Source organism: Bacteroides xylanisolvens XB1A, assembly GCF_000210075.1.
GTDB lineage: Bacteria > Bacteroidota > Bacteroidia > Bacteroidales > Bacteroidaceae > Bacteroides > Bacteroides xylanisolvens.
The window spans coordinates 292,817-314,335 of sequence record NC_021017.1 but is presented as its reverse complement, the minus strand read 5'-3'; the positions used below and the strand labels follow the sequence as shown (position 1 = coordinate 314,335).

Here is a 21,519-nt window from a genome sequence, read left to right as displayed (position 1 = left end):
GATTTCTTTTAAGAGGAAAAAAGACGCGTTTATTCAAGAAGGAGGTGAACAATGAAAGGAAGTTTGATCGTTATATTATTCTTTTGTGTAGGTTGTGTCATGGGAGCTTTCAACAAGTTCCAGTTTGATACGCACACAGTTTCAATGTATATACTTTATGCGTTAATGCTGCAAGTGGGAATCAGTATCGGTTCTAATAAGAACCTGAAAGCGATTGTTTCACATTTGCATCCTAAAATGCTGTTGATTCCGTTGGGAACGATTATCGGTACGTTGCTGTTTTCTGCTTTAGCAAGCCTGCTATTGCGCCAGTGGAGCGTGTTCGACTGTATGGCAGTGGGAAGCGGATTCGCATACTATTCGCTCTCTTCTATCCTTATCACCCAGTTCAAAGAGCCTTCTATCGGGCTGCAACTGGCTACGGAATTAGGAACTATCGCACTGTTGACTAATATTTTCCGTGAGATGATGGCACTTCTCGGTACTCCAATCATCAAGAAGTATTTCGGGAAACTGGCTCCTATTTCAGCGGCAGGAGTCAATTCGATGGATGTACTCCTGCCCTCCATCAGCAGATATTCGGGAAAAGAAATGATTCCCATCGCTATCTTACACGGTATTCTGATTGATATCAGTGTTCCTGTTTTCGTTTCATTTTTCTGTAATCTCTGATATTGCTTGCGATGGTTTGACAAGAGCAAGAATGAGCATTGTGAACGAAAGACAGAGATATTTTTATGTTTGGGGCTAGGTCCAGAGATAATTAGTTAATGCCCGGAAACAGCCAATACAAACTTTATATCAGCATAGGAGACATCGTCTCCTAATGCTGCCTTAATGGCAAATATTCCCATGTATTCATGTTCTTCCAGATGCTTACGAATCTTCGCCAGATTTTCAGCTTTCACTACTTTCTCCACTTTAATCTTTCCTAAACGGACATAATATTCCAAATGACCGGCAATGGTTCCCGATACCAATTCGCGAGCTTTGGCTATTTCATCTATGCTCATTCCCTGGCAGAACATTTCATAGCTGACTAATTTTGTATCTTTTTTCTTCTCCTTCTCCGCTTCTTTTTTCTGTTTCTCTGCTTCCTTCTTCTGTTTTTCTTCCTCTTTCCGTTGCTTCTGTTCTTCTTTCCGTTGCTTCAGCTCTTCCCGTCGGCTTGCGGCTTCCCTATTATCAGAGATGAGCATATCCATTATTTCCGGTCTTTCCAATTGATTTTCCGCCATATACTTACGGACAATGCCTAATATTTCAAGTCCATACCTTTCCACCCCTTTTGCTCCGAAATAGGGTATCGCTTCCAGAGCTCTTGGATTATCCGGTAGCAGATTCACAATTCCCATCAACGCTTTCTGCTGCATAATAACATACGCAGGAAGATTCACCTCACGTGTTTTGGCTGTCCTCCATTCAGACAGGGCGCGATAAAGCTCCGGATGCAAAATATCCGTAGGCACTTCCACTTTCACCTTTTCAGCACCGCTACGTGTACGCTCTTTCCGTTCCTTCCGCTCTTTCTTTTCTTTCAACGCTTTCGAAGAACCGGAAGAAGAAGAATCATCCTCAAGACTCAACATTACTTTAGCCTTCAACTTCAAATAATCCGTAATAGCGAATCTCTCTCTTGCAGACACAGCCTCCAACAAAGACTCTTTAATCCACAACGCATCATCCAACGCCTGCATACGTTCCGCCAACAGCTTTCTCAACTCTTTATTATCAAGAGGCATATTAGTCTTATTATACAAAGCCCGAACCGGCGCCAACTCTTTATGAAAATATCTGGCCCCGGAACGAATCCGCTCCTGTAACTCCTGATTCGTCGCATAGTCTTCACTCTCATGTATCAACCGGGTATACTGGTTACGAAAACGCTGGGACACTTCCACTATTTTCTCTTTGATGCGAGGTTCCAATGCCTTATATTCTGCCAACTGCTTCGGAAAGAGCTTATACAAATCTTCATCTATCAAACGAAGCAATCGTTTATAAGCCTGATCGATCGAATAGAAATTAAACAAATCACTCAACAAATCAAAGAAATACGCCTTTTGCATATCGTTCAACTGCTGACTGCCCGGCTTATTCTGCTCTACCGCTTTGGTGAAATTATCCACCGTAGCATCACTAATAATGGCTTCCCTCCGCAAAGGAGACTCCAACACCATCCCTTCCAAAGTCTTGCAACGGCTCAACGCTACATAAGTCTGTCCGTGCGCAAAAGAGTTACGCGCATCAATAATGGCACGCTCAAACGTCAACCCCTGACTTTTATGTATCGTAATAGCCCATGCCAGACGGATAGGATATTGACGGAACGTTCCTTCTATCACTTCCGTGATTTCCTTTGTTTCCTCATTCAGCACGTACTTATAATTTCCCCACTCTTCCGGCAACAACTGAAATTCTGATTTATTCCCCTTCCCCCGCACGATAATGCCTGCATCATTAACAGTGACCACCTCACCAATCATACCGTTATAATATCGTTTCTCGGACGATGGATCATTCTTCAGGAACATAATTTGTGCCCCTTCCTTTATTGTCAGGAGTTCATCCGCAGGGTACGAATATTCGGGGAAGTCTCCTTCTATCTCGGCACGAAAATGATACGCCTTGCCGGATAAAGATGCCAGTTCACGGTCATTTACTTTCTGTGCCTGATAATTATGTGTCGTCAGCCGAATATATCCTTCTTCTTTTTGTGGCTGGAAACCAGGCTGATAACGACGGTTCAGTTCATTCAACACTTCATCATCAGCCTTATTTTCCCGGATTTTATTTAATAAAGACAGGAAGAATGTGTCACTCTGCCGGTAGACTTTTTTAAGCTCAATGGTCATATATACCGTTTCTTTCAACGCATGGCTCGCAAAGAAATAAGGGGTTTCGTAATGCTTCCTCAACAGTTCCCACTCATTATCTTTCACGACGGGAGCCAATTGCTGCAAATCTCCAATCATCAACAGCTGCACCCCGCCAAATGGTTTCTCTCTATCGCGATACCGCCGCAAAGTTGCATCCACCGCATCCAACAAATCGGCACGCACCATACTGATCTCATCAATAACGAGCAAATCCATACTACGAATTATGTTCCGCTTTTCTTTACTGTAACGGTAATGCGTTTGGGAAGAATTAAAGGTAGTTTCCGGCACGAAAGGGGCAAAAGACAACTGAAAGAAAGAATGAATCGTTACTCCTCCCGCATTGATAGCTGCAATCCCTGTCGGAGCCAATACGACCATGCGTTTGGGCGTATGTTCTTTCAATCGTCTAAGAAATGTCGTTTTTCCGGTTCCGGCTTTTCCGGTAAGAAATAAATGTGTGCCTGTATTTTCTATGAACTGCCAAGCTAGCTGCAGTTCCGGGTTATTTTCCATGAAAGTTATATTGTTTTGTGCAAAGGTACAGAAAACTATATAGAGATTGAAATAAAAGTAGCAAACTTTTTCTGGTAGAGATGAGAAGCAATCGGATAAAAGAAAGTCCCGGTCGTTTTCATTAAATAACGACCGGGACGAGAGAACAATAAAAACACCAAATGTTGTGTTATATGCTTTGAGAGTTAATTTACATGATTGTTATACCAATCCGTATATTTTTCTCCTTTAGAATCTGCCCAAGCTTTAAAGTTAGGATATTCGGTATCAATACTCTTTTTTTCAGTTACTGAAATAAAGTTCAAGATAGGAATATCAATAGCAAACGGATAAGCTCCTTCTTTATCTATGTAATAAGCATCCTTTTGAGTACCTGCTAAAGACAAGTCCGCAAGAGATGTTGCCTCATGCTTAGGCAGATGCACTTCTGTACGACCTTTTTGCCCTTCGGCATACTTCACTATGATATAAGGATTATATGACTTTAAATCTTTCTTATTGAAAGAACCGCCTGTAAATTCACGGGTTATAGTATATACCTTTTGAATAGCTTGCTTCACATTCGGACAAACAATAATAGAAGATGTTGCAGATTCCGTATGTATCCCTTCCGTAGTAGCGGAAAAAGTCATTTTACCGAATTGTCCCTTATCTACCTGATAAGCAAAAGCATTCGCAAACACTGCACCATCATGTACAGGAGTAAATGTATCTACAATTTTAGTTACCTGGTTCTTTTTATCAAAAGATACGGCACGATTATATTCTACGATTACGTCATTCATATCATAATCTCCACCGCCAGGCCATATATCTTCAAAAGCTAATGTACCGGTCTTCGTTTCAGTTACATCCGGTTTTTCTGGTTCATTTCCATCATCCGGAGTTATAACAGGTCTGTCATTGGGTTCCTCAATAGTTTTTGATGCATTTACATAGAATAAAAGATCACAATAACTATTATTTGCCCCATCTTCTACTCCGATAATAACCTTGCCGCTTGTCTCGTCCTTTACAGATACAAAATTCTGTCGCTGCTGTCCCAACACCTGATTAGAAGCTAATAAATTAGAGAAACCTGATGCAACTTGTTTTGTTATATCAATTTCATTCTCACTCTGATTATATCCATCAGCATACATAAACCATCCTACCGTATAACCGGCTGGAAATTCCTCTTTAGCATTACCTTGTTCATCAAAATAGAGCAAACGTACTTTACTGCCACATTTCAAAATAGGCAACTGACCTCCATATACAGAGAAAGAAACATTTGGAAATATGATATACTTCTTCATATCTGACATTCCGCGCATATCAGGTTCCTTAGATGTTTTATAATAATAATACCCGAACGAATTATTATACATGGCATCCCGATTCAGGAAAATAACATCCAATGCAGTCCCATCTTGTGTTACCGTAATATTTGTAGTTCTGGATTGGGTGACTAAATTCATATTATCAACATTCGCTATTCCATCAGGATTAAAGAAATTCTTCAAACGTTGCGTCAAACTTCCAACCGTTTCATCACCAACGTTCTCTTCAAATGACATATATTTACTGTCAAGACTTCCTCCCTCTCCCCATTTACATAAGGAATACAGTTTATTATTTCCATTCAAGACATAAGGAACCGTCCCTTGAAAACCATAAGACCGTGTATTATTTTTTGCTTTTACAGTAGAAGCTCCTATATTTGACATATCAAAACTAACCATACCATCCTTTATTTCCAATGGCATACACCTTGGTAATCCCCAACTTTCCGTATATAGGTATATCGATTTTACAGAAGTAGGAATATTCATCTTTCCATTAAACTTTCCGCTTTCATCTGTGTAAATCTTGAATAAAGCTTCCACTCCTTGTTTTTTTACAGGTGTATTATCCACAATTTCCATCGGATCAATGTCATAGACTTCAATAAGAGCCGCAAATCCGGGTAATGCATAATTCACATCAAGCGACACATCTCCACGTGTTTCGAATCCAAAATATTCTTCAGGACCTTTTACAGGTTCTTTCCCATAATTAGGATCATACAAATCCTTTTCTGCACATCCTACTGCCACACCGATAAATACCGTTGCAACGAAAAAGTTCAATAAATGCTTAATTCTCATAATCTATATATATTTTTAAGTTTGTTTTGTCTAGGCATAAACCCATAATCAAGCCTAATTATGCCACAAATATATATACAAATATCCCATTTTTAAGGCTTATCTTAAAAATGGGATACCGAATCAAAAAATATTGTTATTAATCCTTGGAATCTATTTCATTGTCCCCCCTACAATATCCAGCAACTCATTTGTAATCGCCTGCTGGCGACTCTTATTATACTGCTTCGTCAAATCCTGAATCAGTTCATTTGCATTGTCCGTAGCCACTTGCATAGCCAGGGTACGTGCAGCATGTTCCGATGCATTAGAGTCGACGGCAGCGGTAAAAATCTTCTGGCTCAATACTGTTGGTATTAAGCTGGCGATCAATTCTTCCGCGTTCGGTTCGATGATATAATCATTGGCAATTTCATGCTCCTCTACCTCCTCCTTATTCATTCTGTCCTCTTCACTTACCACATTCGTCATATCAATGGGGAGATACGTCTCCCGGAGAAGAATCTGTACCCCCATTGATTTGAAGTGATGATAGATTATTTCCACGCGGTCCACTTCTCCTGCCACATACATATCCATCAGTCGGTGAGCCAATTCGGCAGCCTCCTGATACGTCGGTTTGTCGGAGAGCGTCGGAGAAGTCTCCTGCGGTCTGAATCCCATTCGTTTGACCGCTTCATCCACCTTCTTGCCAATTGGGAATATCAAGATATTATCCTGTCCCAGGGTGCGGAACTCCCCGATCGTTTGCATCATCATTTTGATGACGTTGGCGTTGAAAGCACCACAAAGAGAAGTGTTTGAAGAAAAGACGACGATTGCTACACGCTTCACTTCACGCTCCTGCACATAAGGAGATTCGATGGGCAGGTCCGCGCTTAGGAAGTTAGTCAGAATCTTGTTCAACTTCTTCTGATAAGGCAGCATATTCTCAATGGCTCCTTGTGCCTTGTGTAATTTGGCAGAAGCCACCATCTTCATTGCTGAAGTGATTTTTCGGGTACTTTTTACCGAATTTATTCTGGTTTTTACTTCTTTCAGTGAAGCCATTTTTTTATTGGTTAGTGGTTAATTATTAATAGTTGGTGATAGTGATTAATAGTTGGCGGTTAGTGGTTGGTGACAGTAAGCTAATCACTTATCACTAACCAACTAATCACTATTATAAGTACTGTTTCGCCACCATAGCGGCAGTCTCTTCGATAGCTTTAATCACGTTATCGTCGATCACGCCCGTTTTCAGTATGTCCAATACATCCTCCTGATGATTCAGTTGCAGAGATTCGATGAAACTGCGTTCAAAGTCTTGCACCTTATCCAATGGGACATCATGTAGAAGTCCGTGCGTACCACAGTAGAGGATAGCAATCTGCTGCTCTACGGGCATCGGGCTGTATTGCGGTTGAATCAATAATTGTCCGTTCTTACGTCCTTTATCAATAGTCAGGGCAGTAATCGGGTCCATGTCGCTGCTGAACTTAGAGAAGGCTTCCAACTCGCGATATTGCGCCTGGTCAATCTTCAATGTTCCGGCCACCTTCTTCATAGCCTTAATCTGCGCGTTACCACCTACACGGGATACGGAGATACCGACGTTGATAGCCGGACGCGTACCCTGGTTGAACAAGTCAGTCTCAAGGAATATCTGTCCGTCGGTGATAGAAATCACGTTCGTCGGGATATAAGCCGATACGTCACCTGCTTGCGTTTCGATGATAGGCAATGCTGTGAGCGAGCCGCCACCTTTCACAATCCCCTTTAGACTTTCTGGGAGATCGTTCATTTCGCGTGCCACTTCTTCCTGACTGATAATCTTGGCAGCACGTTCCAACAGACGGGAGTGCAGATAGAAGATATCACCCGGATAAGCCTCACGACCGGACGGACGGCGAAGAATCAGCGAAACCTCACGATAAGCCACCGCCTGTTTGGAAAGGTCATCATAAACCACTAACGCATGACGCCCGGTATCACGGAAATACTCGCCGATGGCAGCACCTGCAAACGGAGCGTAATACTGCAACGCAGCCGGGTCACCAGCCGTGGCAGCTACAACCACCGTGTAGTCCAGTGCTCCGTACTCACGAAGCGTATTAACGATAGAAGCAACAGTAGAACCCTTCTGACCGATAGCTACATAGATACAATATACAGGGTCGCCTGCCAGGAAGTTAGTGCGCTGGTTGATAATCGTATCAATCGCAATGGCAGTCTTTCCTGTCTGGCGGTCGCCGATAATCAACTCACGCTGTCCGCGACCGATAGGAATCATGGCGTCCACAGCCTTCAATCCGGTCTGCAACGGCTGGTTCACAGGCTGACGATAGATTACTCCCGGAGCTTTACGTTCCAAAGGCATATCATACAGTTCGCCGCCAATCAATCCTTTGCCGTCGAGCGGTTCGCCCAGCGGGTCAATCACACGTCCCAGCATGCCCTCTCCTACACGGATGGAGGCGATACGTTTGGTACGCTTCACGACGAATCCTTCTTTGATTTTGTCCGTCGGGCCCAACAGTACAGCACCCACGTTGTCCTCTTCGAGGTTCATCACGATTGCTTTGATACCATTATCAAACTCCAGCAATTCATTGGCCTCGGCGTTCCGTAGTCCATAGATACGCACTACGCCGTCACTCACCTGGAGCACCGTACCGATTTCGTCAAGTTGCACATTGGCATTGATTCCTTCGAGCTGCTTGCGCAATATATCGGATACTTCGCTTACTCTTATATTTTCAGACATTATACAATTCTCCTATTCTTATCAATAAATTGTTGTTTCACTCGCTTCAACTGCGTGGCAACGCTTGCATCCAACCGATAGTCGTTGATATCAAAGATAAACCCACCTTCGATAGAAGGATCTATCACCGTTTCCAGCTCCATCTGAGCATGCAGGATATGTGCGGCAGCCGACCGGATCCGGTCTTCTGTTTCCTTATTGACAGGAACGGCTGTAATCAGCTTTCCTACGCCAATATGTTTCAACTTCCGGTAGAGATCCAGATACATCAGGCTGATAAATTGCAGATAGCCTTCACGCCTGTTTCGCAGTACCAAAGTGATAAATTGGACAAACTCTCTGGTCGATTTACCGTCACCATCGGCAGCTGTGCAGACTAACGCCAACTTTTCCTTGGTCGTGATGACGGGATTATCAAGCGCTTCGCGCAGACCGGGCTGTTCACAAAAGCTGTGCGACAGGGTCAGAAACTCCTGATACAACCTGTCTTCCAGACCTTTTTCCTGTGCGTATTCAATGATAGCTTTTGCATAACGCATTGAGAGTATTCCGACTTCCATCTTCCTTAGTTCTTATTCGGGGTTAGTACTTCATCCAGCATGCGGTCGATCATGCCCATCTGTGCATCCTTGTCCTCAAGACTCTTGCGGAGCACTTTCTCGGCGATGTCAACAGAAAGCACGGCCACCTGGCGACGGATGTCGCGGATTGCTTCGTCTTTCTCCATCTGGATTTGTTGTTTCACCGCATCAAGTTCTTTTTGTGCGGCAATTTCGGCTTGTTTACGGGCCTCGTGAACAATCTTGTCACGTTCTTCCATTGCTTCCCTCAAGATGCGTCCTTGCTCTTTGTTGGCGGCTGCCACCAATGCGTCGCCTTCTTGTTTCAGTTTAGACAACTGGGCATTAGCTTCCCTCGCCACCTCCAAAGACTGGTCGATATAGGTCTTACGGCCTTCCACCATCTTGATGATGACGGGGAAGCCGTATTTCGCCAATATCACGAACACAATCCCGAATGAGAGAAACATCCAGAACAGCAGGCCACTATCAGGTAATAGTAATGACATAATCTTTATTTACGATTTTACGATTTACAATTTACGATTTCGCGGCTGCCCATTGCATGAGGATCTCCCCCATTTAGAAACAGGGTTTTACGCCTGCGAAATCCGCTTGTTATATACCTGATTAGAGGAAGAACACCAACAGACAAACTACTACCGCCAACAGGGCCACACCTTCAATCAAGGCGGCGGCGATAATCATGTTCATACGAATGTCTCCCGATGCTTCCGGCTGGCGTGCGATAGCTTCCATTGCCGAACCACCAATCTTACCAATACCCAAACCAGCTCCGATTACTGCAAGACCTGCACCGATAGCTGCACCTAATTTACTAACTCCTACTGCTGCTGCAGTGGCTTGTAACAATACTGATAGTAACATAATTTTCAGTTTTAAAATGGTTTATATTTTCTCTTGTTTTTATTATTTAATTCCTCATTCCGCGCGTTTATTCCGTATTCGTTCAGTCACGTTTTCACCGCGTTTCATTGATTATTCTTCTGTTTTCACTCTGGCTCCTTCCTGTGCCAGTCCGATAAACACTGCCGACAACATCGTAAATACGTAAGCCTGGATGAAAGCCACCAGCAGTTCAAGCGCATTCATAAAGATGTTGAACAATACGGAAGCCACCGTGAGCGTGCCGTTCAGCGCAGGCCCCATGCTTGCCGAGATAAAGATCAGGCAGGTGAGCACCAGCATCGCCATGTGTCCGGCCAGCATATTGGCAAAAAGACGGATCATCAAAGCAAACGGTTTCGTAAAGATTCCGAAGAACTCGATGAACGGCATCATCGGCACAGGCACTTTCAGCCACCAAGGTACATCGGGCCAGAAAATATCTTTCCAGTAATGTTTCGTACCGAAGATATTGACTGCAAGGAACGTGCAGACCGCCAGCACCATCGTGATAGCGATATTTCCCGTCACATTCGCGCCTCCGGGGAAGAACGGAATCAATCCCATCATGTTATTGATAAAGATGAAAAAGAACGCTGTCAGCAGATATGGCGCGAACTTCCGGTAGTTAGGTCCGACACAACTCTTGATGATATCGTCGTTCACCATCATGATGAACATCTCCATGAATCCGATAAATCCTCCCGGTGCTTTGGCTCCTTGCGGACGTTTCCTGTACCAATGTGCCACACACAACACGATAACGAGCAGCAATACGCTGTTGAACAACAAGGCAAACGTCACTTTCGTAATGGAAATATCCCAAGGGCGAACCTGTTCGCCTGCGGCGTCATACTCTACCAGTTTGCCTTCATATTTGCTTCCTGCGGGAGCGATGGAAAGTCCTTCATACGTACCTCCATTCTCTTCGAGACGGGAAGAAAGGAACGTGTGCCAACCTGAAGTGCTACTATAAACAATAATAGGTAACGGTATAGTAATATGCGTGTTACCCCATGTTGTAATATGCCATTCGTAGGAGTCGCCGATATGACCGAACACAATTTCTTTCACATCAACCGTGTTCTCCTGTTCCTCCTTCGGAGTAATTTCGTCCTGCGTCTGCTGCGCCACCGTTTCCCCCTCTTGCTCTTGCGCAAGAACCGGCAAACTGACCGCTGCCATCAGACAGAACAGAATCAACGGAGCTACTATGTTATGCAACTGTTTCATGTTTCTTCTTATTTTTCTTTTTCCGTTTCTGGTTCATCTCAAAAGAGAAGAAAAACCAGGTTTCGAATATCAGATATATCAAATAGAACGAGATAAACGTCAGTAAAAAAGCTCTGGCTTCTTCGCGTACAGCAAGGCAATAAATCAAGACCAGAATCAGCGAAAGAATCATCTTTATCATCTTCATTGCCAAATACAACAGTAACAATCTCTGCGGAGCGTGCCGCCGGCAAGCGTCGAACATATAGATGCTGGCCAACCCGAAGAAGTAAAAATAAACCGGTATAAACGGATACCCTCCGAAATAATGCCCCGGCAGAGCGAAGTGTAGGATAACAGCTCCGAGCGCCGCACTAATCACTGCAAATAAGGTATGCCAACAGATAAAGTTCCGTTTAGTTTTACTAATATTCATCATGTTACTGTGTTTTTCTGTAAGGTTATTATCTCGTTTTTTTCAATCTTTAGATACTTGGTCTTTGTGCCGGAAGGCTTCCGTCAGGAAACACAGGCAGAAACCGTGCCGTCACTCATTTCAACAAAACCGCCCTGAATATCCATCGTGTGCTCTTCTCCCTCCATCGTCGTATAACTCAACGTTCCCGCTTTCAGCGACGATACAATGGGCGCATGCCCCGGCAGAATAGAAAACGAACCGATCATGCCCGGCAATGTGACAATCTTCACATCTCCGTCGAATATGCTCTTTTCGGGCGATACTATACTCAAATGCAGTTCTTTCATCACTCTATATTTTTATTTTTTCGCCTGTTCCAGCAATTTCTTACCTTTCTCTATTGCTTCCTCAATCGTGCCGACATTCAGGAAAGCCTGTTCGGGAAGATAATCCACTTCTCCGTCCAGAATCATCTTGAATCCCTTGATGGTATCTTCAATACCCACCATCACACCCGGAACGCCTGTAAACTGTTCGGCTACGGCAAACGGTTGCGAAAGGAAACGCTGCACACGGCGGGCGCGGTTCACTACCATCTTGTCTTCTTCCGAGAGTTCTTCCATACCGAGGATAGAGATAATATCCTGCAATTCCTTGTTACGCTGCAAGATTTGTTTCACTCGCTGCGCTATGTCGTAATGTTCCTGGCCTACAATGTGCGGGTCGAGGATACGTGACGTAGACGCCAACGGGTCGACAGCCGGATAGATACCCAGCTCGGTGATCTTACGGTCGAGTACGGTAGTTGCGTCCAAGTGGCTGAAAGTCGTTGCAGGAGCCGGGTCGGTCAAGTCATCGGCAGGCACATACACCGCTTGTACGGAGGTGATAGAACCTTTGCGGGTAGACGTGATACGTTCCTGCATCGCACCCATTTCCGTGGCCAGCGTAGGCTGGTAACCAACAGCGGAGGGCATACGTCCCAAAAGGGCGGACACTTCCGAACCTGCTTGCGTGAAACGGAAGATATTATCGATAAAGAACAGGATATCGCGTTTCTCACCTTCTTTACCGGCGTCGCGGAAAGATTCCGCTACCGTCAGTCCGGACAGTGCCACAGAAGCACGTGCGCCCGGAGGTTCGTTCATCTGACCGAAAATCAGCGATACTTGCGATTTCTCCAGTTCGTTATAATCTACTTTCGAAAGATCCCAGTGGCCTTTCTCCATGCTTTCCTTGAATGCTTCGCCGTAGCGGATAACGCCGGATTCGATCATTTCGCGCAGCAAGTCGTTACCTTCACGGGTACGTTCACCTACTCCGGCAAATACGGAGAATCCGTTATGTTTCTTGGCGATATTATTGATAAGTTCCTGGATCAATACGGTTTTTCCCACACCGGCGCCGCCGAACAAACCGATTTTACCACCTTTGGCATACGGTTCGAGCAGGTCGATCACTTTGATACCCGTGAAGAGCACCTCTTGCACAGTTGTCAAATCCTCAAATTTAGGGGGATCTCGGTGAATGGAATACGCACCGTCGCGGTTGAGCCCTTTCATACCGTCGATCGAATCACCGACTACGTTCATCAGTCGTCCTTTAATCTGTTCGCCTATCGGCATAGTGATCGGGCCTCCGGTGGGATACACTTTCATGCCTCTCTGAAGTCCGTCGGTACTATCCATCGCTACGGTACGCACCGTATTTTCGCCGATATGTTGCTGAACTTCTATAACCAGTATTTTGCCGTTTGGCCTTTTTATCTCCAGTGCGTCGTGGATGCTTGGCAGCACCAGTTCCGCATCCGTACCTTCAAAGTACACATCGACCACAGGGCCGATGACCTGCGAGATATGTCCGATAATCTGTGACATAAGCAATCTCTTTTATTTATATTATTCTTTTCTCTCCTTTTTGACCTTATAATATGATAAGGAATAAACATTTTCGCGTTTTACCTAATTTCAATATTATAATAAACAGTTGAATTAATTTTTTGTTCAACTATTTTCTATATCCTAGAAACTTCTACCACTAGAAATAGTTAAAGAAACAACTGCACAAATGTAGAAACAATTCTGTATCATTGTTACTCCTTTTTTATAATTTGTCGTTCGATAACACTTATTAGACTAATAATAGCTACAGATTGACCAATTTAGGCGAATTTAGACTACAAATCAATAGCAAAATAGATTTTGAGATAATAATATATCAATAAACCGGATTTTCGCGTCCAGTTTCCTTTCTCTTTGTTTTAAATCAAGGATTTAGCCGTAATACAAAATAGTAGCACAGACAACTAGTTTTGTGCTCGAACACAGCGAACGCTGTTTTTTCATGTTTTCCTTAAGAAAGTTTAAAGCCGTATTTTCTATTTTTCTACGATCCATTTCTCTATATTTCGCGTCTCCGCACTAAAATTCACAGCAATTTTCAGGAGGTTCTGGTTGTCTTTTTCAAGGATACGCTTTTCAACTAAAGAAAACACCAAATCCTGCACGAAAGTTTTTCATGCAGGATTTACATTGCACCTTATATTATATAGAAGACTATTCCTTATTTATATAAAAGAGAAATATAATCAACGCCTATACAATTATTATCTCATTTTTTTGCTGTAATTTTGCACCACTAATATAAAACACTCAAAATGATGAAGAAAATACTGTTACTCGGTTCCGGAGAACTAGGAAAAGAATTTGTAATTTCAGCTCAACGTAAAGGTCAACACATCATTGCCTGCGACTCATACGCGGGAGCACCTGCTATGCAAGTGGCTGATGAATTTGAAGTATTCGATATGCTGAACGGTGAAGAACTGGAGCGTGTCGTAAAGAAACACCAGCCGGACATTATCGTTCCGGAGATTGAAGCGATCCGCACAGAACGTTTGTATGACTTCGAAAAAGAAGGCATACAGGTAGTGCCCAGCGCCCGTGCCGTGAACTTCACGATGAATCGTAAAGCTATCCGCGACCTTGCCGCCAAAGAGCTCGGACTGAAAACAGCCAAATACTTCTACGCCAAAACATTGGACGAACTGAAAGAAGCTGCCGCTAAAATCGGTTTCCCTTGTGTCGTTAAACCGTTGATGTCATCCTCCGGTAAAGGACAGTCGCTGGTGAAGAGTGCCGACGAACTTGAACACGCCTGGGAATACGGATGCAGCGGAAGCCGTGGCGATATCCGCGAACTTATCATTGAAGAATTTATCAAATTCGACAGCGAAATCACCCTGCTCACCGTTACTCAAAAGAACGGCCCCACCCTGTTCTGCCCCCCTATCGGACACGTGCAGAAAGGTGGCGACTATCGCGAAAGTTTCCAGCCTGCACACATCGATCCTGCTCATTTGAAAGAAGCGGAAGAGATGGCAGAAAAAGTAACCCGCGCGTTGACAGGCGCAGGACTTTGGGGAGTTGAGTTCTTCCTAAGCCATGAAAACGGAGTCTATTTCTCCGAACTTTCTCCACGTCCGCACGATACCGGCATGGTAACTTTGGCAGGAACACAAAATCTGAATGAATTTGAATTGCACCTGCGTGCCGTGCTCGGTCTGCCTATTCCGGGCATCAAGCAAGAACGAATAGGCGCAAGTGCCGTCATCCTCTCTCCGATTGCCAGCCAGGAGCGCCCTCAATATCGTGGACTGGAAGAAGTGACCAAAGAAGAAGATACCTATCTACGTATATTCGGCAAACCGTTTACACGCGTCAACCGTCGTATGGGTGTGGTGCTTTGCTACGCTCCGCTCGATGCTGATTTGGATGCGTTGCGCGACAAGGCTAAGAGAATTGCAGAGAAAGTAGAAGTTTACTAAAAAAGAAATTTAGAGATAAGATGAATAGAATCCGCCAAGTAAACCTGTCTGACATTCCAGCACTACAAGAGCTATATCAGCATACAGTCCTGACTGTGAACCGAAAAGATTATACAGCCGAAGAAGTAGCAGACTGGGCTTCGTGCGGAGACGATACATCACATTGGGGTGAGCTTTTCGAAGAGCAACATTACGTGGTTGCAGAAAATGAAGAAGGTGTGATTGTAGGCTTCGGCTCTGTCAACGACGACGGATATATGCACACGCTGTTTGTCCATAAGGACTTTCAGCATCAAGGCATTGCGACATCTTTGTATAAATATCTCGAAGCATACGCACGAGAAAGAGGTGCGAAAAGATTAACATCGGAGGTTAGCATCACGGCAAAACCGTTTTTCGAGAAACAAGGTTTTCAGGTTGATGAAGAACAAAAACGGAAAGCTAATCAAATGTGTCTCACCAATTATAAAATGAGCAAGCAACTCTATTAATCTATATCGTTTCACATCTAAAATGCAAAGACATAGAATCAGTCTCACTTACTGACGAAGAGAAAACTTATTCTATTGATAAAAAACTCCAACCAATGCGACTTTATCCGCCACTTGGTTGGAGTTCTTTTTTAGCTTTATGAAATATTTTTCAGATACATAACAATGAAACTATCGTTTCTTACTCAAGAAACGTTTTGCCAAATATTTACGTATCGGTTCGTCATACAGTTTCAGGCACAGATAAGCAAGCACGATACTCAAGACAAAGACGCACACGGCTACGTGCCAAGTCTCGCCCAACGTATAGAGCTTATTCTCAATCAGCCATGCATAGAACAGATACATCAACGGATAATGGATCACATAAACCGGATAGGATATATCCCCCAGAAATTTGCATATCTTTGTCGATTGCACGTCCGTAGTGGTGCCCGACGCTCCTATCCAAAGAATGATAGGGAAAGCCACAATCACACAAAACGCTTCATAAACACCATTCATGCAAAGCGGCTCCATTCCTTCGAGATAAGGAACAGCGAACAGGGCAATCAATGCAACGGTACAGATCCAGAAAGCACCTCTCACCTTCATAGGCTTGAAGTTACGCGACATCAGCATACCCAGCGAAAAAGGGAAAAGCATACGTAGGGAGCCGCCCAGGAAGTTAACCCCGTCCAGCGTCCAGCCCACTCCTATGTTTCCATAAGTGGAGACATTGAAGACGGCAAACGCTGCCAATGCTACCCCCAGCAACACCACAAATACCGTCAGCGCCTTGTTGGACAAGCGACGGATGAACAACGCATACAGGATATTACCGATATACTCGAAAAATAACGACCAGCAAGGGCCGTTCAACGGAAACATCTCACCGTTGCCACGAACTTCATATCCCACCCCCGGCATGGCAGGAATGAAGAATATCGTGCAAAGAAGAGACAACATAATCATGGAGATGGCTACATGCGTTCCATCCCATTGCACACAACCCTGAATACAGAATGTGATAGCACCCAATACGGCACCCATAACGACCATCGGATGAAGACGTATCAAACGGCGTTTAAAGAAATCTTTCATGGTGAGACTCTTGCCCCAACGGTCGTCATAAGCGTAACCGATCACGAAACCCGAAAGGATAAAGAAGAAATCCACGGCAAGATAACCGTGGTTGAGAGTCTCGATATTGCCACCACCGGCAAAAGCATATCCCTCGAATACATGATACCATATCACCATAAGAGCCGCTACACCGCGAAGTCCGTCAAGAAGATCATAATGTGCTTTGGTATCTGCAAAGGCTGAAGAAGAAATGTTCGACATCTGTTTTTCTATTAGTTAGTTAGTATTTTCAGATGGCAAAGATACGGTTTGCGAAACGAAGTTCTTTTGCTTAAAAGCAAAAAAGCCCTACCGAAAACTATTTTTTAGCACGTACCCGACTAAGCGTGTAGATGGAAATGCCCAAAAAGGCAGCCACATACTTCAGCTTCACCCGGTTTATCAGTCCGGGATAGCGACGGTTGAACTGCTCATACCGTTCTTTAGGCGAAAGCTGGAGCCGTTCCACAAACATGTGGCTAAGTTCTTTATTGACATTCTGATGCAGGATACCGCCCCCAGTTGGCTATGTCGATATAGGTTTCGTAGAGCATATTCAGCTTGTCGATATGGATGACGTAGATTTTGCAATCGGAAAGCGTTTCAATGCTCTCCACCGACGGTTGCTGATAGTAGAGCGAATCCATGCCGAACGTAATGTCGCCTTCTAGCGTGAACCACGTAGTAGTATCCTGTCCGTTGTGATGGAATACGGAACGGGCAATGCCCTCTTCAATGAAATAAACCAGGCGGTCTGTTACCCCCGACTGGACGATATAGGTATCTTTAGGATAATATCGCAGTTCCATATTCGCCTGAAGCGCCTGAAGCGCTTCATCGGATACCGGATAGATTTCTCTTATTTTTTGAATAATGTTTTCCATTTTGAGATTCCTTACTTGATTCGACAGACCACCGGACGGACATTTCTAATGACGCACCTTAGGATACTTATTATTGAAACGGAATCCCAAGCCGAGCATCAGATAATTAGGTGTCTGAAAGTTTTGGAGATTGTAACCGATGTGAAGGAAAGAGCTACGTGTCACGTCTATCTTCAACGCAAAGACCTGATACAGCCCCCGCAAATCGCCACGCCCCAGCACATTCGTTCCCAAACCGACATTGATGGTGAAAAACGGCATTACATACTCCGCCCGTCCCGAAAGTCCGAGAGCAAGCTGATGCTGAATGCCCGGCACAAGAAACCTGCGTTCGGAAGTGCCGCTGCCTCCATCGTAATCGTACTCCACAATCCGGTCTTCGGTGTACACATTGGCACTACCGTCATAAACACCGTCCAGCGAGACGCCGAATCGCAGCTTATAGTTGAGGTTGTACATCGGGGCAAAGTTGAATCCCGCCACGGGGTAACTGCCCGGCGAAGCTATCTGCTTCCCGCTTTCTACGTACACGCCTTTCCGTCTCCACGAGCCGAACAACACAAGGTCGTAACTGATATGACGGGGAAAACGGGGAATATACGGCTTGACCAAAGACTTGGTCAGGTCGGATTCTTCACGGTTGAAGTTGTACACCAGACCGATTTTCGCTCCGGTGGTGTTCACTCCTGCGTTGGGGAATTTGGTGTTGCCGTTGGAGAAATGCGTAAAATCTCCGCCGATGATAAAATCGAAATAACGGGAAAGCGACCAATTGAGGTAGATACCTGCATTGAGATACGCATTCACCCGTGAACCTACCGCTCCGTTGTAGGAGTTGTAATCGTTATCGTATGGTTTCCATCCGGCAGAAAGGCCGAAATTCCACTCGTAATTGAGCGAAAGACGGGGATTGAAACGGGCGATACGTGCGCCCTGAAAGACATAGAACGTCACCGGATCACCGAGTTGCTTACGGTCGCCAAAGGTGGTGACGGCCAAGCCGAAGCCTTGGTAGGCTCCGCCGTAGATACGGTCGGCACAGGTATTGGGACGAAACTTGAAGGAATATTTCAAATGAGCGGCAAAGGAACTTTGGATGGGCTTCCACCGTTCGTTCTCTCCTTGCAGGAAAGGATTGGTGGGGAACACGTATTGCGGCCGAGCTTCTATCCCCAACCGGTGAATGAACCGATGGGGAACGTAAGGAGCTACCGTGTCCATGCCACATTGCGGGAAACTGTTGCGCCGGAATCCATGAAGTTCTTCCTGCAATCGACGCACTTCTTCACGAAGTTCGCGGACGTCCTGCTGGAGTTGCTCCACGTCTTGCCTGACCTCTTTCACCTCCTGCCCCACTTCTTGCGCGCACAGCGAAGCAACGGGGAAAAGCAAGGCGGAACAGAATAGGATGATTTCCCGTCTGGGTATCTTTACTCTCATATCATAGTCTGGTTAGTCTTTTTCAGAACGAAGTTTATAAATGGAGCTTCTCGATAAACTGCGCTACATGATAGCCATCCATCAATCCATGATGGCAAGTGACGGAAACGGGCATCATCAGCCTTTCTCCTTCGCGGAAGTATTTACCGGTGGAGATTTTGGGAACGCTGTCGCCCGAACGCATATTGGTGGGATGCTTCATATCGGTGAAAGAGAGCCACGGCACAGCCGAATAATGAATGGCGTTGGGATGAAACGTACCTCCTTTGTTGAGTCCCGTAGTGGCTTGCAGGCGTTCCATCTCGGCTTTTGCCCGACGAATAAAGACGAGTTCGTCCGGATCGTATTCAAAAGCGGCAAAAGAAAAGGTGTGGTCGGCACGCCCCACAGTGGCTTCGGGCAGAAGACTGTCATAACACACCACTCGATTGCCTTCGATGCGGTAGCGGAACTCTTCCACGGCAGCCGCGGCAGTCACGATGCGGTGAAGGACGAGCAGGGAAAAGGAAACGCCTTTGTCTTTGGCTTCCTGATACGCGCGCGTACAATCTACGTTGACCGTCACTCCAAAAAAAGGATCGTCAAAAGCACTGAAATGTTCGTAATGTTCTCTTCTGTTCCAAGTAGCAATATCGATGATCTTCTCTATCTGATTCATTCTAAACACTCTTTTTTAAGTTTCACCACAGATTACACAGATTAACACAGATTGAATTCGGATGCATCCTTTTTTCTTTTTATATCTCAACCATTATCGGTAATTAAGAATCTGTGTTAATCCGTGTAATCTGTGGTGAACATAGATATACAATTACTGATGTTGCTCACGCAACAAGTCATTCACTGTCTTCACCGGGTTAAAGGTAGAAAGAGGAACTTCTACAAAGACGGTATTCCAGTCGCTCATCGCACCATTCCACAAACCGGGAAGTTCGAGGGCTTTCAGGTCTTTACCGTTCTTCGATTTGTAGGAGATGAAGCCGGTGGCTTTATCTACATATTTCACCAGGTCGAATTTATGTCCTTTATAATCACGCACAGCGCATACGAGGTCTACCGGATTGAAGTGCGTACCCTTCTCGAACATTTCTTTCTTCTCCGGATCGTCCATGTCGATCTGCGAGCTTTCGAGGATTTGCAGGGAGATGGTTCCGTCGCTATTGTAAGCAAGGAACGGACCGCCGCCGGGTTCGCCTACGTTCTTCACCATTCCGCAGACACGCATCGGACGGTTGAACTTGTTTTTGAGGTAAATGGCCAGTACGGAGTCTTCGAGATCTTTTGTTTCCGGATTCTTGCAGAAGAGTTTCTTTTGCAGGAATTGAAGCATTTCCATCATCTGGTCGTGCGTATACTTGCCGCTGTCGAGCAGCGTGAGGTATTCGAATACTTGTTTTTGCAGGGTCACGAGCACTCCGGCAATCAGTTTCTTATACGTAACGGTGTCGGCTTTCAAACGGTCGGGCACTACGTTGTCGATGTTCTTGATGAAGATGATGTCTGCGTCCAAGTCGTTCAGGTTCTCAATCAGCGCGCCATGACCACCGGGACGGAACAGCAGTTTGCCGTTGTCGCGGAACGGTTGGTTGTCCATATCGGCAGCAATGGTGTCGGTACTTGGCTTCTGCTCGGAGAAGGTGATGTAATAGTCTACGCCGTAACGTTTGGCGAAGTCGTCCACTTTTTCCGTCACGAGCTTCTTGAAAAGTTCGCGGTGTTCGGTAGACACGGTGAAGTGTACGTTCACTTTGCCGCTCTTGCCGGCTGCATACAGAGCGCCTTCGGCAAGATGTTCCTCCATCGGAGTGCGGGAGCCTTCGGGATATTTATGGAATTTGAGCAGACCTTTCGGTAGTGCGCCATAGTTCAGTCCTGCAGTCTCCAGCAGGGCGGACACCACTGCTTTATAGTTGCCTTCTTCCATCAGTCCGGGAATGTCTTTTCCGGAGATTCGCTGACAGGCCACATTCAGATCGTCATAGAAAGCAAAATTCTTGATTCCGTCAAAGAAGGCCTGCTCGAACTTGGTAGTCGGCTGGTCATAATCGGCGGACAGAAACTCGAATAGATTCTTAAACATACGACTTGCAGCACCGGAGGCAGGCACGAACTTCACAACAGTCTTATCTGTGTTTGTATATGCATCCCAGGCGGCCAGATAAGCCTTCTGTTCTTCTGCGTCGGGAGCTAATATGCCCTTTTCGATGGAAGCTGCCGCATCCAGTTTTAAAAAGGGAAATCCCGTCTGGAAGCATGCTAATTGTTCTGCAATTTGCTCTTCCGTGATGCCTTTCTTGGCAAGCAACTCTTTGTCCTGTGTCGTTATCATAATATCTAATTTTATTAATTGATGCCCAAAAATACAAAATGTTATTTACTTCTTGCCGAATAACCGGAAAAAAAACTAC

Annotated in this window: 18 protein-coding genes and 1 pseudogene; 3 read left to right on the top strand and 16 right to left on the bottom strand. The window is 45.0% G+C overall.

All coding sequences use genetic code 11. The features are described from left to right. Positions 1-51: 51 nt before the first annotated feature. Positions 52-672, top strand: a complete 621-nt coding sequence (locus BXY_RS01315) for a LysO family transporter (protein ID WP_004315295.1) — start codon at positions 52-54, stop codon at positions 670-672. Positions 673-767: 95 nt separating this feature from the next. Here the strand turns inward: BXY_RS01315 and BXY_RS01310 are convergent, their stop codons facing one another. The 11 genes from BXY_RS01310 to atpD all read right to left on the bottom strand — a co-directional run bounded on the left by BXY_RS01310 (position 768) and on the right by atpD (position 13,243). After that, a complete protein-coding gene (locus tag BXY_RS01310; protein WP_008639993.1) occupies positions 768-3,395 on the bottom strand; it encodes a helix-turn-helix domain-containing protein in 2,628 nt (875 codons plus the stop codon). Positions 3,396-3,580: 185 nt separating this feature from the next. Next, a complete protein-coding gene (locus BXY_RS01305; RefSeq protein WP_008639992.1) occupies positions 3,581-5,524 on the bottom strand; it encodes an LruC domain-containing protein in 1,944 nt (647 codons plus the stop codon). Between the two features lie 153 nt (positions 5,525-5,677). After that, the gene (locus BXY_RS01300) at positions 5,678-6,574 is read right to left on the bottom strand and encodes a F0F1 ATP synthase subunit gamma (RefSeq protein WP_015531028.1); all 897 of its coding nucleotides are present in this window, start codon (positions 6,572-6,574) and stop codon (positions 5,678-5,680) included. A gap of 112 nt (positions 6,575-6,686) precedes the next feature. Further along, a complete protein-coding gene (gene atpA, locus BXY_RS01295; protein ID WP_004315299.1) occupies positions 6,687-8,270 on the bottom strand; it encodes a F0F1 ATP synthase subunit alpha in 1,584 nt (527 codons plus the stop codon). Beyond that, on the bottom strand, positions 8,270-8,830 hold the full coding sequence (locus tag BXY_RS01290) for a F0F1 ATP synthase subunit delta (protein ID WP_008022606.1): 561 nt from the start codon (positions 8,828-8,830) through the stop codon (positions 8,270-8,272). Before BXY_RS01290 ends, atpA begins: the two co-directional genes overlap by 1 nt. A gap of 5 nt (positions 8,831-8,835) precedes the next feature. Next, the gene (gene atpF / locus BXY_RS01285; protein ID WP_004315301.1) at positions 8,836-9,339 is read right to left on the bottom strand and encodes a F0F1 ATP synthase subunit B; all 504 of its coding nucleotides are present in this window, start codon (positions 9,337-9,339) and stop codon (positions 8,836-8,838) included. 121 nt (positions 9,340-9,460) lie between these two features. Next, a complete protein-coding gene (gene atpE / locus BXY_RS01280) occupies positions 9,461-9,718 on the bottom strand; it encodes an ATP synthase F0 subunit C (RefSeq protein WP_004295758.1) in 258 nt (85 codons plus the stop codon). A 111-nt stretch (positions 9,719-9,829) separates the two neighbouring features. Next, positions 9,830-10,969 (bottom strand): F0F1 ATP synthase subunit A, encoded by a 1,140-nt coding sequence (atpB, locus tag BXY_RS01275; protein ID WP_008022608.1) that lies wholly within the window; start codon positions 10,967-10,969, stop codon positions 9,830-9,832. Beyond that, positions 10,953-11,387 carry a hypothetical protein gene (locus tag BXY_RS01270; RefSeq protein ID WP_008022610.1) on the bottom strand — a complete coding sequence of 145 codons (435 nt, stop codon included), beginning with the start codon at positions 11,385-11,387 and terminating at the stop codon, positions 10,953-10,955. The genes atpB and BXY_RS01270 overlap by 17 nt, the downstream gene beginning before the upstream one ends. Positions 11,388-11,467: 80 nt before the next feature. Next, positions 11,468-11,713, bottom strand: coding sequence for an ATP synthase F1 subunit epsilon (gene atpC, locus BXY_RS01265; protein ID WP_004315304.1), 246 nt, complete (start codon positions 11,711-11,713; stop codon positions 11,468-11,470). Positions 11,714-11,725: 12 nt separating this feature from the next. Further along, a complete protein-coding gene (gene atpD / locus BXY_RS01260) occupies positions 11,726-13,243 on the bottom strand; it encodes a F0F1 ATP synthase subunit beta (RefSeq protein WP_008022611.1) in 1,518 nt (505 codons plus the stop codon). 782 nt (positions 13,244-14,025) lie between these two features. Between atpD and purT the strand changes: the two genes are divergently transcribed. Next, a complete protein-coding gene (gene purT / locus BXY_RS01255) occupies positions 14,026-15,192 on the top strand; it encodes a formate-dependent phosphoribosylglycinamide formyltransferase (RefSeq protein ID WP_008639987.1) in 1,167 nt (388 codons plus the stop codon). 20 nt (positions 15,193-15,212) lie between these two features. Continuing rightward, complete coding sequence (locus BXY_RS01250; protein ID WP_008639984.1) at positions 15,213-15,683, top strand: GNAT family N-acetyltransferase; 471 nt, start codon at positions 15,213-15,215, stop codon at positions 15,681-15,683. Between the two features lie 171 nt (positions 15,684-15,854). On the opposite strand, the gene BXY_RS01245 is transcribed toward BXY_RS01250, so the two are convergent. The 5 genes and pseudogenes from BXY_RS01245 to BXY_RS01225 all read right to left on the bottom strand — a co-directional run bounded on the left by BXY_RS01245 (position 15,855) and on the right by BXY_RS01225 (position 21,440). Next, positions 15,855-17,009, bottom strand: coding sequence for an acyltransferase family protein (locus tag BXY_RS01245; protein WP_004315308.1), 1,155 nt, complete (start codon positions 17,007-17,009; stop codon positions 15,855-15,857). 97 nt (positions 17,010-17,106) lie between these two features. Further along, positions 17,107-17,671 (bottom strand): annotated as a pseudogene (locus BXY_RS01240) (Crp/Fnr family transcriptional regulator). A gap of 45 nt (positions 17,672-17,716) precedes the next feature. Then, on the bottom strand, positions 17,717-19,111 hold the full coding sequence (locus tag BXY_RS01235) for an acyloxyacyl hydrolase (RefSeq protein ID WP_004315310.1): 1,395 nt from the start codon (positions 19,109-19,111) through the stop codon (positions 17,717-17,719). Positions 19,112-19,145: 34 nt separating this feature from the next. Continuing rightward, entirely contained in the window at positions 19,146-19,769 is a 624-nt protein-coding gene (locus BXY_RS01230; protein ID WP_004315311.1) for a chloramphenicol acetyltransferase, read from the bottom strand. Positions 19,770-19,922: 153 nt separating this feature from the next. After that, positions 19,923-21,440, bottom strand: coding sequence for a DUF4301 family protein (locus BXY_RS01225; protein WP_015531024.1), 1,518 nt, complete (start codon positions 21,438-21,440; stop codon positions 19,923-19,925). Positions 21,441-21,519 lie beyond the last annotated feature (79 nt).

Coding starts and splice junctions, on each gene's coding strand:
- atpC (WP_004315304.1), bottom strand. CDS start 11,713: ATGAAAGAACTGCATTTGAGTATAGTATCGCCCGAAAAGAGCATATTC.
- BXY_RS01300 (WP_015531028.1), bottom strand. CDS start 6,574: ATGGCTTCACTGAAAGAAGTAAAAACCAGAATAAATTCGGTAAAAAGT.
- atpD (WP_008022611.1), bottom strand. CDS start 13,243: ATGTCACAGATTATCGGACATATCTCGCAGGTCATCGGCCCTGTGGTC.
- BXY_RS01315 (WP_004315295.1), top strand. CDS start 52: ATGAAAGGAAGTTTGATCGTTATATTATTCTTTTGTGTAGGTTGTGTC.
- BXY_RS01245 (WP_004315308.1), bottom strand. CDS start 17,009: ATGTCGAACATTTCTTCTTCAGCCTTTGCAGATACCAAAGCACATTAT.
- purT (WP_008639987.1), top strand. CDS start 14,026: ATGAAGAAAATACTGTTACTCGGTTCCGGAGAACTAGGAAAAGAATTT.
- BXY_RS01230 (WP_004315311.1), bottom strand. CDS start 19,769: ATGAATCAGATAGAGAAGATCATCGATATTGCTACTTGGAACAGAAGA.
- BXY_RS01290 (WP_008022606.1), bottom strand. CDS start 8,830: ATGGAAGTCGGAATACTCTCAATGCGTTATGCAAAAGCTATCATTGAA.
- BXY_RS01305 (WP_008639992.1), bottom strand. CDS start 5,524: ATGAGAATTAAGCATTTATTGAACTTTTTCGTTGCAACGGTATTTATC.
- atpF (WP_004315301.1), bottom strand. CDS start 9,339: ATGTCATTACTATTACCTGATAGTGGCCTGCTGTTCTGGATGTTTCTC.
- BXY_RS01250 (WP_008639984.1), top strand. CDS start 15,213: ATGAATAGAATCCGCCAAGTAAACCTGTCTGACATTCCAGCACTACAA.
- BXY_RS01270 (WP_008022610.1), bottom strand. CDS start 11,387: ATGATGAATATTAGTAAAACTAAACGGAACTTTATCTGTTGGCATACC.
- atpE (WP_004295758.1), bottom strand. CDS start 9,718: ATGTTACTATCAGTATTGTTACAAGCCACTGCAGCAGCAGTAGGAGTT.
- atpA (WP_004315299.1), bottom strand. CDS start 8,270: ATGTCTGAAAATATAAGAGTAAGCGAAGTATCCGATATATTGCGCAAG.
- BXY_RS01310 (WP_008639993.1), bottom strand. CDS start 3,395: ATGGAAAATAACCCGGAACTGCAGCTAGCTTGGCAGTTCATAGAAAAT.
- BXY_RS01225 (WP_015531024.1), bottom strand. CDS start 21,440: ATGATAACGACACAGGACAAAGAGTTGCTTGCCAAGAAAGGCATCACG.
- atpB (WP_008022608.1), bottom strand. CDS start 10,969: ATGAAACAGTTGCATAACATAGTAGCTCCGTTGATTCTGTTCTGTCTG.
- BXY_RS01235 (WP_004315310.1), bottom strand. CDS start 19,111: ATGAGAGTAAAGATACCCAGACGGGAAATCATCCTATTCTGTTCCGCC.